Below are 14,561 nucleotides of genomic sequence, written 5' to 3' on the forward strand. Positions count from 1 at the left end.
GTCCGTAAGCAAGCGCCGCTCCTGCCCGGTACCCAGGTCGCGCACTCATAGGTGCAATCGGGGCCGTCCATGATCTATCGTATCCATCACGAAAGCCACTTCCCGCACGTCGCGTGGATTGTAAACCGCAGCGTACCGATAAGGATAGGCGTAAACCGACACGTTTCCTTCCGGAGGCGGAGGCAGCAACGGGGGGGGGGCAAGGGTCGGCCTGCTCTTCCTGGGGCTGAGGATTGTCCTCGGTGTGGTGGCGGCAGCCGCCAAGCAGCACTACGGCCAGCAGCAGGATTTGTAGGGGTGTTTTCATGGCTAGTCGGCTTTGGTGAATTTGCCCTGTAACACGCCCGTAGGCGTCTGCACACGGTAGAAGTACAGGCCGGGCCGCAGCGAGGCTACGGGCACGCGCAGCAGCTGCTCGCCGCGCAGCGCTTTGGCCTCGTGGCGCAGACGCTGTCCGGCGAGGCTCAGCAGCTCCACGGTGGCCGCGCCGGTTTCGGCCTGGGGTAGTTGAATGATCAGCTCTTCCCGCGCCGGATTAGGATATGCGCTGAGCTGGGGGGTGCCGTTAACCGAGCGCTGACCGATGAGGCTCGTATAGCCGAGGTGGTTGGTGTACGCAATGCGCCCCTGCTCCCCCGTCACCCGTGGGTCGAACGGAAACCACGTATCGATTGCCTGCGTGGCACCACTTTCGATGTCCTGCTTCCCGATGATGTGGTACACATAGCCCTTGAACCGTACGCTGGCCTTGCCCGCCAGTCCGATGAATACGGCCCCGTTCTCATCCTTTATCGAGGCCTGGGAGGTGACGGTAGAGCCGTTGCTTTTGGTAATGGTGACGGGCGGCCCCAGCGGGCCACGCAGGTTGGTGGAACTGGTCCGTACCCAGCGGCCTTTCGTTACCACGTCGGGCGAATAGTCCGACGGCCCGGTGCCGGTTATTTCGTACACCTCCACGTCGTAAAGCGCGGTAGGCTGAAAGCGGATACCGCCACTGATGCACACGCCCGTCCGCGTGCTGACTAATACCGCGTCAGCCGGGCCGGTAAGAATATTCCGTCGCGAGATGATGTTGCTGTTCTTGTCCAGATTGGCGAGGGTCTTGCTGGCATTGATTAGGCCCCGCCCGGTGTAGTCGTCTTCCCCGGGGCTGGAATACTGGCCCACTTTATCGGTCGCGCTGTTCTGCATGATATTTTCCACGTCTTCCGGGGTCAGGTCGTTGTGCGGGGCGTTGGGGTCGTTCCAGTAGCTCAGCATCAGGGCCGCCAAGCCTGCCGCGTGCGGGGCCGCCGCCGAGGTGCCGCTAAAGCCGCCGTAGCCGCCCGTGCGCGTGGTGGTCCGAACCAGCGTAGTCGTGCCAGGGGCCGCCACATCCACGTTGTCGTTGGGCGTAGACCATTCGTCGCTGAAAAGGTTGCCGGTTGGATCCTGCTTCCATTCGCCATCTTCCCCGGTGCCGGCTACGGTCAGAATCCAGGGGTCGTAGGTGTGGGCGGGTAGATTAGTTTGGCCAAGCTTGTTGCCGGACGCGGCTACCGTCACAATTTTCGCCGCGTGTACCCGGCGCATCACGTTGTCGAAAAGAAAATAGTCGGCTGTCGCGGCCGTGCCTACGCTGGTTACCAGCCGGGGAATGCTTCAGCTATGGTTCATGATGTGCATGCCATCGGTGATGCCATCCTGAAGAGCGTTGGCAACTTCAGCCAACGTGGCGCCGCAGTTTTGGCAGCCGTCGCCGATGGTTTTGTAGCTGTATAGCCGTACTCCCGGCTTGCCGGCCGCCGCGTCGCCGCCCGCAATACCGGCTATGCCGATTCCGTTGTTGCGGACCGCCGCGATAATCCCGGCCACCGACGTGCCGTGTCCAAGTACATCATCGTCGTATGGGGTTGGCCGGGTCATATCGTAACGGTGTCCGCCAGCCACTACGCCCACCAGATCGGGGTGGGTGGCTTTGATGCCGCTGTCGTACACGCCTATCTTAATGCCAGGACGGCCCGTAGTCAGGTCCCAGGCCCCTTCCACGTTGATATGGCCATCGGGATAAGCGGCAGTGTAATGCAAGGACCTCTGGTTGCCGGCGTATTCGGTATCGTTGGGCACGCTGGCAGGCCGCGCCACTGGGTTCAAATGGGCATACACCACCGGCACCCCCATATGAGGCAATTGGTTGCACACCGCTACCTCGTCCGTCCCCAGCGGCAATTGCAGCAGCAGCACCGCCCAAAGCTTTTCATCGGGGATGGTTTCGCCCATGCGGTTGAGCTGCATGGAATCGGCAATGGTCAGATTAGGGAATATCTTGCCCACCGCTACCGAAGCCATATTAAAACCTGCCGCAGTCGACATGGCCGACAGGGCGCCGGGCGTCAGGAACTCGTATAAGTAACCTTGCTGCTTGCCCAAATTATTAATTGCGCTGCTTTTCAAAGCCTCAGGCTCGAAGCGCACGATGATTTCGCGGGCCGCCCGGACCGCTACGCCGTCCTGGTATACGAAGGTGCGCGGGTCCATCTACGCGTGGGCTGATGTACTGCCAAAGGCCAGCAGCCCAGCCGCGCATAGCCTGGTGATACGGGAATACAATTGCTTCATTTAAGGGGTAAAGTGAAGGGGTGGAAAGAAAACACGACTGCCAGATTAGGCAGCCAACGATTCATGGAATAATTAACCGCGCTACGGATGCCGGGCGACCGGGCATCAGCAGGCGGCAGAGGTACAGGCCGGCCGGCCAGCCGCGTATGTCCAGCTCAGTGCGAACGGACGCGGAGCGCCCCAAGGCGAAACGCTTCATGTGGCGGCCCAGGCAATCGGACACCTCTATTATGGCATCGTTTGTAGCACCCGCAGCCGTCAGCAGCACGAGCGGCCCGGTGGCCGGGTTGGGGTAAGCATAGAGTGTAGCCTCAACCGCCACCGGCCGGGCCGTCCCGGCGGCCAGGGGCAGCCCGGTTACCTTCCGAATCCGGTGGTTGCTGGCATCGGCCACGTACAGGGACTGCTCGGCTTCGGCCCAGTACAAGCCTTGTGGCCGGTTAAACAAAGCCACATTGCCCGCGCCATTGGCGTAGCCAGCCGTGCCCGTGCCCGCCACGGTGCTGACCACGCCGGTTGCCAGGTCGAGGCGGCGCAGGCGGTGGCCTTCGCGCTCTGAAATATAGAGGCCCGTGCGGCCGTCGTAAGCCAGTCCCACGGGGCCGTTGAACTGCGCGGTAGTCGCCGTACCGTCGGCGTAGCCGGAAGTGCCGGTACCGGCCACGGTGCTGACGATACCAGTCGGGGTAAGCCGCCGAATGCGGTGGACCGAGCGGTCGGCGATGTAGAGGTTGCCGGCCGCGTCGCGGGCAATGCCGTGCGGCTCCCGAAAGCGGGCCGTCGCCGCCGGGCCATCCACCATGCCCGCCACGCCGCTGCCGGCCAGCGTGGTAGCCAGCCCCGTGGTGTCTACCTGCCGGATGCGGTAATCGTCCGTGTCGCAGAGGTAGAGCGTGCGCTGCCCGTCATAGGTCAACCCCAATGGACTAGTGAAGCGGGCCACCGGCCCGGGGCCGTCCTGGTACCCGCCCGTGCCATTGCCCGCCAGCGTAGCCGTGGCGGCCGAGGGCAGCAGCTGGCGGATGCTGCCGTTGCCGGTATCGGCGATGTAGAGCACGCCCCGCGCGTCCAGCGCCAAGCCATTGGGACCGGTGAAGGCGGCCTGCACGCCCGTCCAGGCGTCGTAGTAGCCGGGGCCGCCGTTGCCGACGATGGTGCTGACCACGCCCGTAGGGCTGATTTTGCGCACGCCGTGATTCTGGGTGTCGGCCACGTACACCGTGCCCTGCGCGTCGACGAGGACGGCACCCGGGAAATTGAACTGGGCGGTGGCAGCCGGCCCATCGGCGCGGCCGGCCGTGCCGCTGCCAGCGACGGTGCTGACCAATACCTGAGCCCGCAAAGATGCGGGCAGCCACGCGGCGGCCAGCAGCAAAAAGTAGCGTAAACCGTTCATAGTCACAAGAAAACCAATCGGATAACGGGCCAATAAGCAGGCCGTGACAATATTAAGTGTTTTGCGCCATGTTCTACCTCCGCCGGCTGTATTTTCGGGCTTGTCTGCCCACCACCGCCCGGCTGCCGCACTTGCGCCCGGGCCTGCGTACCTTTAAGCTCCGAATCTGCCTCCTCCCCCGACCGACGTACCGCCCGTGCCCCTCCCCGCCGAATCTGCCCTGGCTGCCCCGCCCACGGCGCTGCAGCGCCTGCGCGACGACACTTTTGACCTGGCCGAGCTGGCCGGCTACAACCTCTACCTCAGCGCCGGCCCCCACGGCCTGCGCGTGGGCGTGGCCGACGTGCGCCGCAACCGCTTCATTGCCCTCGAAGACTACGCCGCCCAGCCCGCCACCTCCCTGGCCGGGCAGCTGCAGGCCCTGGCCGCCCAGCACGACCTGGTGGGCCAGACCGGCTGGAACCGCGTGCGCCTGGCCGTGCAGAACCGCCACTTCACCCTGCTGCCCGCGCCCCTGTTCCGCGCCGGCGACGAGGCCCAGTACCTGCAGCTCCACCACCAGCTCGACGCCCAGCACGAAGTGGTGCGCCACTACCGCCACCCCAACCAGGAGGTGGTCAGCATTTTCGCCGCCGAAAAGGCCCTGGCCGAGTGGTTTGAGCGCCTCTATCCCCAGCAGAAGCTGCTGCACCAGACCAGCGCCCTGCTCGAAGGCGTGGTGCACCAGAGCGAGCGGCAGGGCCCACCCCGGCTGTTTCTGAGCGTGGGCCCGATGGAGCTGACCATCGTGGTGGTGCGCGACAAGCGGCCGGAGTTCTGCAACGTTTTCACGTTCAGCACCGCCGAAGACTTCATCTACTACGTCATCCTGGTGATGCAGGAGCTGACGCTCAACCCCGACGAGGACCCGGTGGTCGTCTACGGCGACCTGACCCACGACTCGGAGCTGTTCAGCATCCTGCGCAAGTACATCCGCCACGTCCGCTTCGGCAACCGCCCCTACGACCTGGGCTACAGCTACCGCCTCAACGACGTGTTCGAGTACCGCTACTTCGAGCTTTACAGTCTGCACCTCTGCGAATAGGCGAGCTAGTGAGATGGTGAACTGGTGAGTGTCGTTCTGCCTGCGCGAAAGGCGCAGCACTGCGACTCCCGAACATCAACTCACCAGTTCACCACCTCACCATTTCACCTCTATGAGAGTTGCCCTCTTCCCCGGCTCCTTCGACCCGTTTACCAACGGCCACCTCGACGTGGTACGGCGCGGCACGGCGCTGTTCGACCACATCATCATTGCCCTCGGCAACAACAGCTCGAAGCAGCGCTACCTGCCGGTAGAGCAAATGATAGGCATGATTGAGGAGGTGTTTCGCGACGAGCCGCGGGTATCGGTGGAGGCCTACAAGGGCCTGACGGCGGACTTCGCCCGGGAACGGAACGCGCGCTTTCTGCTGCGCGGCCTGCGCAACACCACTGATTTCGAATACGAAAACACCATTGCCCAAGCCAACCGCCACGTCAACCCCGCGCTGGAAACGGTGTTCCTGATTACCTCCCCGCCCCTGGCGGCCATCAGCAGCACCATCATCCGCGAAATCCACCGCTTCGGCGGCAACGTGGACGACTTTGTGCCTTTTAAGCTGGCCGCCCCGCAGGGCTAGAGGCTGCCTAAACGCAAGTAACCGGGGCTCCTACCGGGTCGAATGACCTGTTGGAAGCCCCGGTTGCTTGCGTTGCTGGTTCACCGCGCTACTACTCGCACGCCCATGATTCGGGACGGCGCGGCGGGGTCGGTGACGGGCAGCACCAGGTAGTTGTCGGCGACGAAGTCCAGGTTGCCGCGGCGCAGCAGCTCGTCTTCGTTGCTGCCCACCAGCACCAGGTCCTGCACTTCGCGGGTGCGGGCGTTGAAGGTCACCACGATGGTGGTGCCGTCCTTCTCGAAGGTGTTGATCCAGCCTTCGCCCCTAGTGGCGCGCAGCTGCTCGGCCGTGGGCTCCAGGCCTACGGGCTGCTGCCGGGTTTCGCGCGGCGGCCCCAGGCGCTGCCGCACCTGATCGATGTTGCGGCCTACCAACGCGGCCACGTTCAGCGGACGGGAATTGCTGTGGCCGGGGCGACCCGGCGCGGGGCTTTCTACCACGGGGGCGCTGCGGGTACAGGCTGCCCCGCCGCACAGCAGCACCAACATCAGCAGCAAGCAGGCTCGACTCACGCGCATACGCAGAGGAACGGCGGCGCCCGAACGGCGCTCCGGCGGGCGAGGTTTAGGAACGGACGGACTCGGGGGCCGACTGCCCGGCCACTTCGCTCAGGTAGTGGCGCACCACCAGCGCGATGGAGGCGTAGGACTCGTCCAGGGCCTTGAGGGCCTCCTGGGGCTGCATCCAGCGCACTTCCTCGATGTACTCCTCGGCCTGGGGCTTCATCAGCGTGTCGTCGAGGCACTGCATGATGTACCAGTTGGTCTTCTTAAGGATTTTGTTGCCGTTGTAGGCGTAGGAGTGCCAGGTGCTGGGCAGCTTGTCGCCAAGGGCCAGCTTCACGTTGGTTTCCTCCTCCACTTCGCGCAGGGCACCCTCCATCGGGTCCTCGTCCTTTTTCAGCTTGCCCTTGGGCAGGTCCCATTTACCGAGGCGGTAAATCATCAGGATCATGCCGTCCTTCACCACCAGGCCGCCGGCGGCCTTGGCAATGCGGAACTGGTCCTTGAGGTGGAGGATGAGGGCCTTTTTCTTTTTGGCCATCAGGGTCAGCGAAGTCAGCTTTTTCAGCTTTTTCACTTCCATCAGGCGCAACATGCGGTCGATGAAGGCGGGCGTCACGTCGCGCACCAGCACGTCGCCGATCAGGTCCTTGGAGATGAATTCATCTTCCGGGCCCAGAATCAGGTCGTAGCGGTGCTTGTAGACCTTGTCAGAGGTCTTTTTGATGATAATCGGGATGTCGTTGATGAAAACGTTCATCGCGGCAAGTCAGATGGGGAGAGGATGCAGGAAATCGTCCGGCAAGCTGCAAAACACAGCATTAATTTCGGCATACGAAAGACATGGGCCCCAGTGGTACCGACCGGGTGGCCCGGGTGTGGTGGGCCATCTGAGCCGCATACGGCTGCGGGCAGGAAAGGTAACATGCCGCCGGAAATTAGCCCAACAATCGGCGCCACCCCACCCCGGCGCCGTACCTTGCGGCCCCACCAGCCCCGCTCACCCATGCGCATCGGCCTGCTTTCCGATACCCACAGCTACTACGATGACCGCATCGGCCACCACCTGCAGGACTGCGACGAAATCTGGCACGCCGGCGACGTGGGCGACGAAAAAGTGCTGGATGAGCTGCTGGCCCTGGCGCCGCTGCGGGCCGTATCGGGCAACATCGACGACCGCACCGTGCGCCTGCGCTGCCCCGAAACGCTGGTGTTTGAGGTCGAAGGGCTGAAAGTGCTCATTCACCACATCGGCGGCTACCCCGGGCGCTACGCCCCCGGCGCGCGGCTTCTGCTGCAGCGCGAGCGGCCAGGGCTCTTCATCTGCGGCCACTCCCACATTCTGCGCGTGATGCCCGACCGGCAGCTGGGCCTGCTGCACCTGAACCCCGGCGCCGCCGGCCGCCACGGCTTCCACAAAGTGCGCACCCTGCTCAAGTTTCGCATCGAAGCCGGCCGGGTGCAGGATTTGCAGGCCGTGGAGCTGGGGCCGCGGGTGTGAGGTGGATGAGCGGATGAGCGGATGAGCGGATGAGCGGATAAAAAAGAACGTCATGTCGAGCTTGTCGAGACATCTCGCGTGCTGACGTCCCCAGGTATTTTTTTCGCTAAACGATGATTTTACTATCGAACGTCAGCACGCGAGATGTCTCGACAAGCTCGACATGACGGGCTGATTCGCACTTGAAACACATAAAAAAAGCGTCTTGCGTGGCCACGCAAGACGCTTTTCGGTATCTACCAGCCGACCGGCCGGGAAGTCACGCGGGCTTCCGGCAGGAAGCCGCGGCGAAAAAACTAGGCAGCCGCCTCGTTCTTTTTGAAGCTGGCTTTCAGCTCTTCGATGTCCACGTTCTTCAGAACGGGGGTGCGGAGCAGGTCCTTAATTTCTTGCACCTTGTTGTTGGCGCGGGCAATGTTCTTGCGGTGCTTACGCTTGAGACGAGTAGCGGTCATGACGCGGTCGGTTTGAGTCTATTCTGCAGAATGAGGGGGCAAAGGTAAGTAAAATTCCGACAGATTGGATAATGCCGGGTGAATCCCTTGGTCAGTCCCGGCACGGCTCTGCTATTTTTGCCCACCACCGGTCTGCTGGCGCCGCTGCGGCTGACCAACCTGCTTACTTGATTTTGCCCTCCCGATGATTGATCTGCGCTCCGATACCGTAACCCGGCCCACCGCGGCCATGCTCGACGCCATGTTCCGCGCCCCCGTCGGCGACGACGTGTACGAGGAAGACCCGACCGTGCGGGGGCTGGAGCACGAGGCCGCCCGCCGCTTCGGGCTGGAAGCCGGCCTGTTCTGCCCCTCCGGCACCATGACCAACCAGATTGCCATCAAGGGCCACACCGAACCGCTGTCGGAGGTAGTGTGCGAGCAGACGTCGCACATCTACCTCTGGGAAGTCGGCGGCATTGCCTTTCACTCGGGCGCTTCGGTGGCCCTGCTGCCCGGCGAGCGGGGCCGGCTGACGGCCGCGCAGGTGGCCGGGGCCATCCGGGCCGAAAACGTGCACTACCCCACTACCAGCCTCATCAGCCTGGAGAATACCCACAACCGCGGCGGCGGCAGCTGCTACGAGTGGTCGGCGCTGACGGACATTGCCGAGCTGGCCAAGCGCCAGGGCATTCCGCTGCACCTTGACGGGGCCCGCATCTTCAACGCCTTGGTGGCCACCGGCCAGCAAAGCCAAGAGTACGGCCGCCTGTTCGACACGATTTCGGTGTGCCTGAGCAAGGGCCTGGGCACGCCGGTGGGCTCGGTGCTGCTGGGATCGGCCGCGTTTATCAGGAAGTGCAAGCGCATCCGCAAGGTGATGGGCGGGGGCTGGCGGCAGGCCGGCTACCTGGCCGCCGCCGGCCTCTACGCGCTGGAGCACCACGTGGAGCGCCTCGTCGACGACCACCGCCGCGCCCGGCAGCTGGCCGAAGCCCTGCAGGCCGCGCCCTACGTCGACTTCGTGCTGCCGGCCGAGACCAACCTGGTCATTTTCCGCCTGCGCGACGGGCTGACCGAGGACGCCTTCCTGGCCCACCTGGCCGCCAACGGTATCAAAGCCTCGGCTTTCGGCCCGCAGATGGTGCGCTTCGTGACCCACCTCGACGTAGACGACGCGGCCATCGGCCAAGTGCTGGCGGCGCTGCAGACGGTACTGCAGTAAGCACTCCGACCCCATGAATCCGACCGAGCTGCGCATCCGCCCGTACACCGCCGCCGACGAAAACGCGGTCATCGAGCTGTTTCGCGGCAACCTCGCGCCCTACTTCGTGGCTGCTGAGGAGACCGACCTGCGGGCTTTTCTGCACGGGGAAATCAGCACCGAGGGCCTCCCCTACTTCGTGGCCGAGCGGCCCGGCTGGCCGGGGCTGGTGGCGGCGGGCGGCTTCGCGCTGAATGATCCGCACGCGGTGCTGACCTGGGGCATGGTGGAGCGGCGGCTGCACGGCCAGGGCCTGGGACGGACGTTTACCGTGTTTCGCATTCGGGAATGCCAGCGGGCTTATCCCGGCCGCGGCATCGAAATCAAGACCTCGCAGCACACGGAAGGATTCTACGCCCGCCTGGGCTTCCGCACCCTGGCCACCGAACCGGATAAGTGGGCGCCCGGCCTGCACGAGGTGTACATGCTGCTGCCGGCCGCAGGCGCGCCGGAATCGGCGGCGGCCGGGTAAGTTTGCGCCATGACTGCTCCCGCCGACTACACCTACGACCACGACGAAGCCCGCCGCCACCTCAGCCAGGCCGACCCGGTGCTGGCCCGCATCATTGCCCAGGGCCGGCCGGTGCGCGCCTCCGCCCACGAGGACCTGTACCTGGCGCTGCTGAAGGCCGTAGTCAGTCAGCAGATTTCGACCAAGGCCGCCGCGGCCATCTGGCGCAAGCTGGAAAGCCTCTTCAAGCCCGACGGCTACCCCGAGCCCAACGTGCTGGTGCTCCTCCCCGACGACGAGCTGCGGGCCGTGGGCATCAGCAAGCAGAAAGCCGGCTACCTGCGCGCCATTGCCGAGTTCAACCTCGCCGGGCAGCTCGACCACGCCCACCTCTCCCAGCTCCACGAAGACGACTTCACCCAGCACCTGACCCAGATCAAGGGCGTGGGCCGCTGGACGGCCCAGATGCTGCAGATGTTTGCCCTCGACCAGCCCGACGTATTTGCCGAGGGCGACTTGGGCGTGCAGAACGCCATGCGCCGCCACTACGGCCTGGAAGAGAAAGGCCGCGCCCTGCTCCGGCGCATGACCGAGCTGGCCGAGCCCTGGCGCCCCTACCGCTCCCTGGCCTGCAAGTACCTCTGGCAGTCGTTGGATAACACGCCGGAGTAGCAACGGCAACACTAGCCGTCATTGCGAGCAACGCGCGGCAATCTTTCCTCCAGTAGCACCGCCGACACAATCCATACTACCCGAAAACAGCCCCGCCCGAAACTGGAATTACCGGTTTCGGGCGGGGCTGTTTGTACCGTTTGTGCCACGAGAGGAAAGATTGCTTCGTCGTGCCTCCTCGCAATGACTACGGGGTGAACCGCTTCAGTGCCTGGCCTGATCCTCTTCCTTCTTCGTGTCGCGGTACACCACCACCATGGCCACGAAAATCGACACGAAGGGCAGCACCATGCCGATGAGGAACCAACGCCAGAACGAGCGTTCCTGGGCAATGTAGGTGGTGAGCAGGGCGCTCAGAACCGTCAGCACGAGGCAGACGATGAGCAGAACGAGGTTTTCCATAAGCAGCGAAGCGGCAAAGGTAGCTTAGCGCACCTTGCCGCGCTTCACCAAGTACGCGTGCAGCACCTTGTCGAAGGGCTCCTGGATGTCGACGGGCACGAAGTCAATCTTGTACTGCCCGCAGCGCAGGGCTAGGTCCTGGGTGTACTGCTGCATGGCGGCGCGGTACTGCTCGCGCACCTGCGAAGGGTTCAGCTTGATGCGCTGCCCGGTTTCCACGTCCTCGAACACGTAGGGCCGCTCGGCGAAGTCGAAGTCCGTTTCGGTGGCGCGGTCCATCACGTGGAACAGCAGCACCTCGTGGTGCTGGTGTTTCAGGTGTTGTAGGGCGGCCAGGGTGTCGTTCTGGTCCTGCTGGCTGCGGCCGAGCATGTCGGAGAAGATGATGACCAGGCTGCGTTTGGGAATCTGCTGGGCAATCTGGTGAATGACGCCGGCCACGTCGGTGCCGCCGTGCTCGGTGGTGGGCGCGGTGCGCTCCATCAGCTGCTGCATCTGCAGGAGCAGGGTGTGGCGGTGGGTGCTGGTGGAGCGCACCGGCGTCTGCACCTCGATCTTATCCGAAAACGTGACCAGGCCCACGGCGTCGCGCTGCTTCTGCAGCAGGGTGGTAATGGCGGCGGCGCAGAGAATGGAAAAGTGCAGCTTGTCGTGGCTGGGGCGCGGGTAGTACATGCTCGGACTCACGTCGAGCAGCAGGTGGCAGCGCAGGTTGGTTTCCTCCTCGTAGCGCTTCACGAAGAGCTTGTCGGTGCGGGCCAGCACTTTCCAGTCGAGGTGGCGGGTGCTTTCGCCGGGGTTGTAGAGGCGGTGTTCCGAGAATTCCACGGAGAAGCCGTGGTAGGGCGACTGGTGCAGGCCGGTGATGAAGCCGTCGACCAGCTGCCGGGCCAGAAATTCCAGGTTTTCAAAGGAGCGGACGGCGGCCAGATCGAGCGGTTGGGGAGGCATAGGCGACGAAGAGAAGACCCGGACGGGCAAGGACTACGAAGGTAACGCGCGGGTTGCGCCGCTGGTGCCCGCGTTGCGGCCCATGGCGCGTCGATGGCCCGGGTAACCGGTTGCAGGCCGCGCCTCTAAGTTGAACAAAGCCAATTTATTGCCGCCAATATTTTTATATCCATCAGCAAAAGACTAGTTTTAGCCGGGGATTTTTCAATCATCCCGAAATCTTTCAACCCCCCTCCCTTTTCTTCATCTTTTAGCTGGACCCCGTGGAAGACCGCTACGAACAGGACGAGATTTATTCCCAGCGCATCAAAGCCGGCAAACGCACGTACTTCTTCGACGTGAAGGCCACGCGCGGGCAGGACTATTACCTGACCATCACCGAGAGCAAGCGCCGCCTGCGCGACGACGACACCTTCTCCTACGAGAAGCACAAGATTTTCCTCTACAAAGAGGACTTCCTGAAGTTCGCCGACGCCCTGCAGGACGCCATCGACTACGTGCGCCAGGAGCTGCTCTCGCCCGAGGAAGTGGCCGATCTGGACCGTCCCCGCCCCGAGTTCAACGAAGTCGACCGCGCCCCGCGCCCCGATTTCAACGACCCCAACCGCTACGAAGGCCCCGACTATACGCCCGAATCTTACTAAGCCCGTTTCGCTTACTGGTTTCGCTCGACGCGCTACCGCGGCGGCCTTTCGGCCGTGGCAGTAGCGCGTTGTTGCATACCTACTGTCGAGCTTTTCCATGAAGCTGCTGTTTCGCGTCGCGCTGGCGGCGCTGCTGGCCGGGGCCGCGTGGCACTGCGTCTGGACGGCGCGCCGCGGTCTGCACGACACCGCCCGGCCCGCCGACGCCCTGCTGATCCTGGGCAACACCGTCAACCCCGACGGGCAGCCCTCCGACCGCCTGCGCGCCCGCCTCGACAAGGGCTTGGCCCTGTACCGCGCCGGCCTTGCGCCCAAAATCGTGGTGAGCGGGGGCCTGGGCCGCGAAGGTCACTACGAGGGTCTGGCCATGGGCCGCTACCTCGTGGCACAGGGCGTGCCCCGGCCCGCCGTCATCATCGATGATTTGGGGAAGACCACGCGGGCCTCGGCGCAGAATTTTGCCGTCATTGCCCGGCAGCGGCATTTCCGGTCGGTCATTGCCGTGTCGCAATTCTACCACCTGCCGCGCACGGCTTACCTGCTGCACCGCGCCGGCAACTTTCGCGTGTACACCGCCCACGCCGACTATTTCGAGCTGCGCGACGCCTACAGCCTGCTGCGGGAGTTTCCGGCGTACTACTGGGCCCGGCTGAGCAATGAGCAATGAGGCCACGCCTGCCTACCGGCCCGGTTACGCCAATTGCTCATTCTTCATTGTTCATTGCTCATTGAACTCCACCAATTGCTCATTCTTCATTGATAATTGGTCATTGCTCATTGACCCGTCCGGGCTTCGTACCTTTGCGCCCGAATTGGCCCGTCCGGCCAGCTCACCATTTCACTATATCACCATTTCACTGCATGGGTCTTCGCTGCGGTATCGTCGGGCTGCCTAACGTGGGCAAGTCCACTCTGTTCAACGCGTTGTCGAACGCCAAGGCCGAATCGGCCAACTACCCCTTCTGCACCATCGAGCCGAACGTGGGCGTGGTCACCGTGCCCGACCCGCGCCTGAAGGTGCTGGAGGAAATCGTGAAGCCCCAGCGCGTGGTGCCCACCATCGTGGAGTTCGTGGATATTGCCGGCTTGGTGAAGGGTGCCTCGAAGGGGGAAGGCCTGGGCAACAAGTTCCTGGCCAACATACGCGAGGTGGACGCCATCATTCACGTGGTGCGCTGCTTCGACGACCCCAACATCGTGCACGTGGCCGGCGGCGTCGATCCGGCGTTCGACAAGGACGTGATTGACACCGAATTGCAGCTCAAGGACCTGGAAAGCATCGACAAGAAGCTGGCCAAGTCGGAGCGCTCGGCCAAGAGCGGCGACGCGGCGGCCAAGAAGGAAGTGACGGCCCTGACGCGCTTTAAGGCCCACCTGGAGGCCGGCAACAACGCCCGCTCGCTCGATGCCAACGAGGAAGAGCTGGCGGCCGTGGAAGACCTGCAGCTGCTCACCATCAAGCCCGTCATCTACGCGGCCAACGTGGACGAGGCCAGCATTCCGCAGGGCGGCAACGCCTTCGTGGAGGCCTTGCGCCAGCACGTAGCCAACGAAAACGCCCAGATTGTGGTGATTTCGGCCGCCATCGAGTCGCAGATTGCCGAGATGGACGACCCCGAGGAAAAGGAAATGTTCCTGGGCGAGTACGGCCTCACCGAGTCGGGCCTGGACAAGCTCATCCGCGCCAGCTACGACATCCTGAACCTGATTACCTACTTCACCGCCGGCGTGCAGGAAGTACGCGCCTGGACGGTGCACCGCGGCGACAAAGCCCCGGCGGCGGCCGGCGTCATTCACAGCGACTTCGAGAAGGGCTTTATCCGCGCCGAGGTAATTAAGCTGCCCGACTACGAGCAGTACCGCTCGGAAGCCAAGATCAAGGAAGCCGGCAAAATGGCCGTGGAAGGCAAGGAATACGTGGTGCAGGACGGCGACATCATGCACTTCCGCTTCAACGTCTAGACCACGGATTCCTGCGGATTTTTCGGATTTCACGGATTTTGCAGACGATTCAGCTCCGCACTTTTCGTGCTGATTTCTGA

General features: G+C 63.5%; 16 protein-coding genes and 1 pseudogene. 9 read left to right on the forward strand and 8 right to left on the reverse strand.

Features of this window, described 5'->3' with window-relative positions; translation table 11 throughout:
- Positions 1-309 precede the first annotated feature (309 nt).
- The 3 genes and pseudogenes from FDY95_RS21140 to FDY95_RS21150 all read right to left on the reverse strand — a co-directional run bounded on the left by FDY95_RS21140 (position 310) and on the right by FDY95_RS21150 (position 3,994).
- On the reverse strand, positions 310-1,167 hold the full coding sequence (locus FDY95_RS21140; RefSeq protein WP_262710209.1) for a T9SS type A sorting domain-containing protein: 858 nt from the start codon (positions 1,165-1,167) through the stop codon (positions 310-312).
- A pseudogene (locus FDY95_RS26855) lies at positions 1,153-2,517 on the reverse strand (S8 family peptidase); the annotation flags it as partial. The gene FDY95_RS21140 and the pseudogene FDY95_RS26855, both read right to left, overlap by 15 nt.
- 142 nt (positions 2,518-2,659) lie before the next feature.
- Positions 2,660-3,994 (reverse strand): hypothetical protein, encoded by a 1,335-nt coding sequence (locus FDY95_RS21150; protein WP_138080728.1) that lies wholly within the window; start codon positions 3,992-3,994, stop codon positions 2,660-2,662.
- A 196-nt stretch (positions 3,995-4,190) separates the two neighbouring features.
- On the opposite strand from FDY95_RS21150, the gene FDY95_RS21155 reads away from it, so the two are divergent.
- Together FDY95_RS21155 and coaD are read left to right on the forward strand one after the other, a co-directional pair.
- Complete coding sequence (locus FDY95_RS21155; RefSeq protein WP_171025780.1) at positions 4,191-5,078, forward strand: DUF3822 family protein; 888 nt, start codon at positions 4,191-4,193, stop codon at positions 5,076-5,078.
- Between the two features lie 112 nt (positions 5,079-5,190).
- A complete protein-coding gene (coaD, locus tag FDY95_RS21160; protein WP_138080732.1) occupies positions 5,191-5,655 on the forward strand; it encodes a pantetheine-phosphate adenylyltransferase in 465 nt (154 codons plus the stop codon).
- A gap of 80 nt (positions 5,656-5,735) precedes the next feature.
- Here the strand turns inward: coaD and FDY95_RS21165 are convergent, their stop codons facing one another.
- Both FDY95_RS21165 and FDY95_RS21170 read right to left on the reverse strand, forming a co-directional pair.
- Positions 5,736-6,209 carry a hypothetical protein gene (locus FDY95_RS21165; protein WP_171025781.1) on the reverse strand — a complete coding sequence of 158 codons (474 nt, stop codon included), beginning with the start codon at positions 6,207-6,209 and terminating at the stop codon, positions 5,736-5,738.
- A 52-nt stretch (positions 6,210-6,261) separates the two neighbouring features.
- Positions 6,262-6,960, reverse strand: a complete 699-nt coding sequence (locus tag FDY95_RS21170) for an NUDIX hydrolase (RefSeq protein ID WP_138080736.1) — start codon at positions 6,958-6,960, stop codon at positions 6,262-6,264.
- A gap of 246 nt (positions 6,961-7,206) precedes the next feature.
- Between FDY95_RS21170 and FDY95_RS21175 the strand changes: the two genes are divergently transcribed.
- Positions 7,207-7,701, forward strand: a complete 495-nt coding sequence (locus FDY95_RS21175) for a metallophosphoesterase family protein (RefSeq protein WP_138080738.1) — start codon at positions 7,207-7,209, stop codon at positions 7,699-7,701.
- 296 nt (positions 7,702-7,997) lie between these two features.
- On the opposite strand, the gene FDY95_RS26430 is transcribed toward FDY95_RS21175, so the two are convergent.
- Positions 7,998-8,156, reverse strand: a complete 159-nt coding sequence (locus FDY95_RS26430; RefSeq protein ID WP_162910472.1) for a hypothetical protein — start codon at positions 8,154-8,156, stop codon at positions 7,998-8,000.
- A gap of 184 nt (positions 8,157-8,340) precedes the next feature.
- Here FDY95_RS26430 and FDY95_RS21180 point away from each other — a divergent pair, with 184 nt between their 5' ends.
- The 3 genes from FDY95_RS21180 to FDY95_RS21190 are packed head-to-tail and all read left to right on the forward strand — an operon-like array spanning position 8,341 to position 10,522.
- The gene (locus tag FDY95_RS21180) at positions 8,341-9,360 is read left to right on the forward strand and encodes a threonine aldolase family protein (RefSeq protein ID WP_138080740.1); all 1,020 of its coding nucleotides are present in this window, start codon (positions 8,341-8,343) and stop codon (positions 9,358-9,360) included.
- A 13-nt stretch (positions 9,361-9,373) separates the two neighbouring features.
- Positions 9,374-9,871 (forward strand): GNAT family N-acetyltransferase, encoded by a 498-nt coding sequence (locus tag FDY95_RS21185; protein ID WP_138080742.1) that lies wholly within the window; start codon positions 9,374-9,376, stop codon positions 9,869-9,871.
- 9 nt (positions 9,872-9,880) lie between these two features.
- On the forward strand, positions 9,881-10,522 hold the full coding sequence (locus tag FDY95_RS21190; RefSeq protein WP_138080744.1) for a DNA-3-methyladenine glycosylase family protein: 642 nt from the start codon (positions 9,881-9,883) through the stop codon (positions 10,520-10,522).
- A gap of 204 nt (positions 10,523-10,726) precedes the next feature.
- Here the strand turns inward: FDY95_RS21190 and FDY95_RS21195 are convergent, their stop codons facing one another.
- Both FDY95_RS21195 and FDY95_RS21200 read right to left on the reverse strand, forming a co-directional pair.
- Entirely contained in the window at positions 10,727-10,924 is a 198-nt protein-coding gene (locus FDY95_RS21195; protein WP_138080746.1) for a hypothetical protein, read from the reverse strand.
- Positions 10,925-10,948: 24 nt separating this feature from the next.
- Positions 10,949-11,875, reverse strand: coding sequence for a DUF58 domain-containing protein (locus FDY95_RS21200; RefSeq protein WP_138080748.1), 927 nt, complete (start codon positions 11,873-11,875; stop codon positions 10,949-10,951).
- A gap of 263 nt (positions 11,876-12,138) precedes the next feature.
- Here FDY95_RS21200 and FDY95_RS21205 point away from each other — a divergent pair, with 263 nt between their 5' ends.
- From FDY95_RS21205 to ychF, 3 genes are all read left to right on the forward strand, one after another.
- Positions 12,139-12,519, forward strand: a complete 381-nt coding sequence (locus FDY95_RS21205; RefSeq protein WP_138080750.1) for a DUF3276 family protein — start codon at positions 12,139-12,141, stop codon at positions 12,517-12,519.
- A 97-nt stretch (positions 12,520-12,616) separates the two neighbouring features.
- Complete coding sequence (locus FDY95_RS21210) at positions 12,617-13,186, forward strand: YdcF family protein (protein WP_138080752.1); 570 nt, start codon at positions 12,617-12,619, stop codon at positions 13,184-13,186.
- A gap of 194 nt (positions 13,187-13,380) precedes the next feature.
- On the forward strand, positions 13,381-14,481 hold the full coding sequence (gene ychF / locus FDY95_RS21215; protein ID WP_138080754.1) for a redox-regulated ATPase YchF: 1,101 nt from the start codon (positions 13,381-13,383) through the stop codon (positions 14,479-14,481).
- The last annotated feature ends 80 nt before the right edge of the window (positions 14,482-14,561 follow it).

The organism is Hymenobacter jeollabukensis (assembly GCF_005771675.1).
Taxonomy (GTDB): domain Bacteria; phylum Bacteroidota; class Bacteroidia; order Cytophagales; family Hymenobacteraceae; genus Solirubrum; species Solirubrum jeollabukense.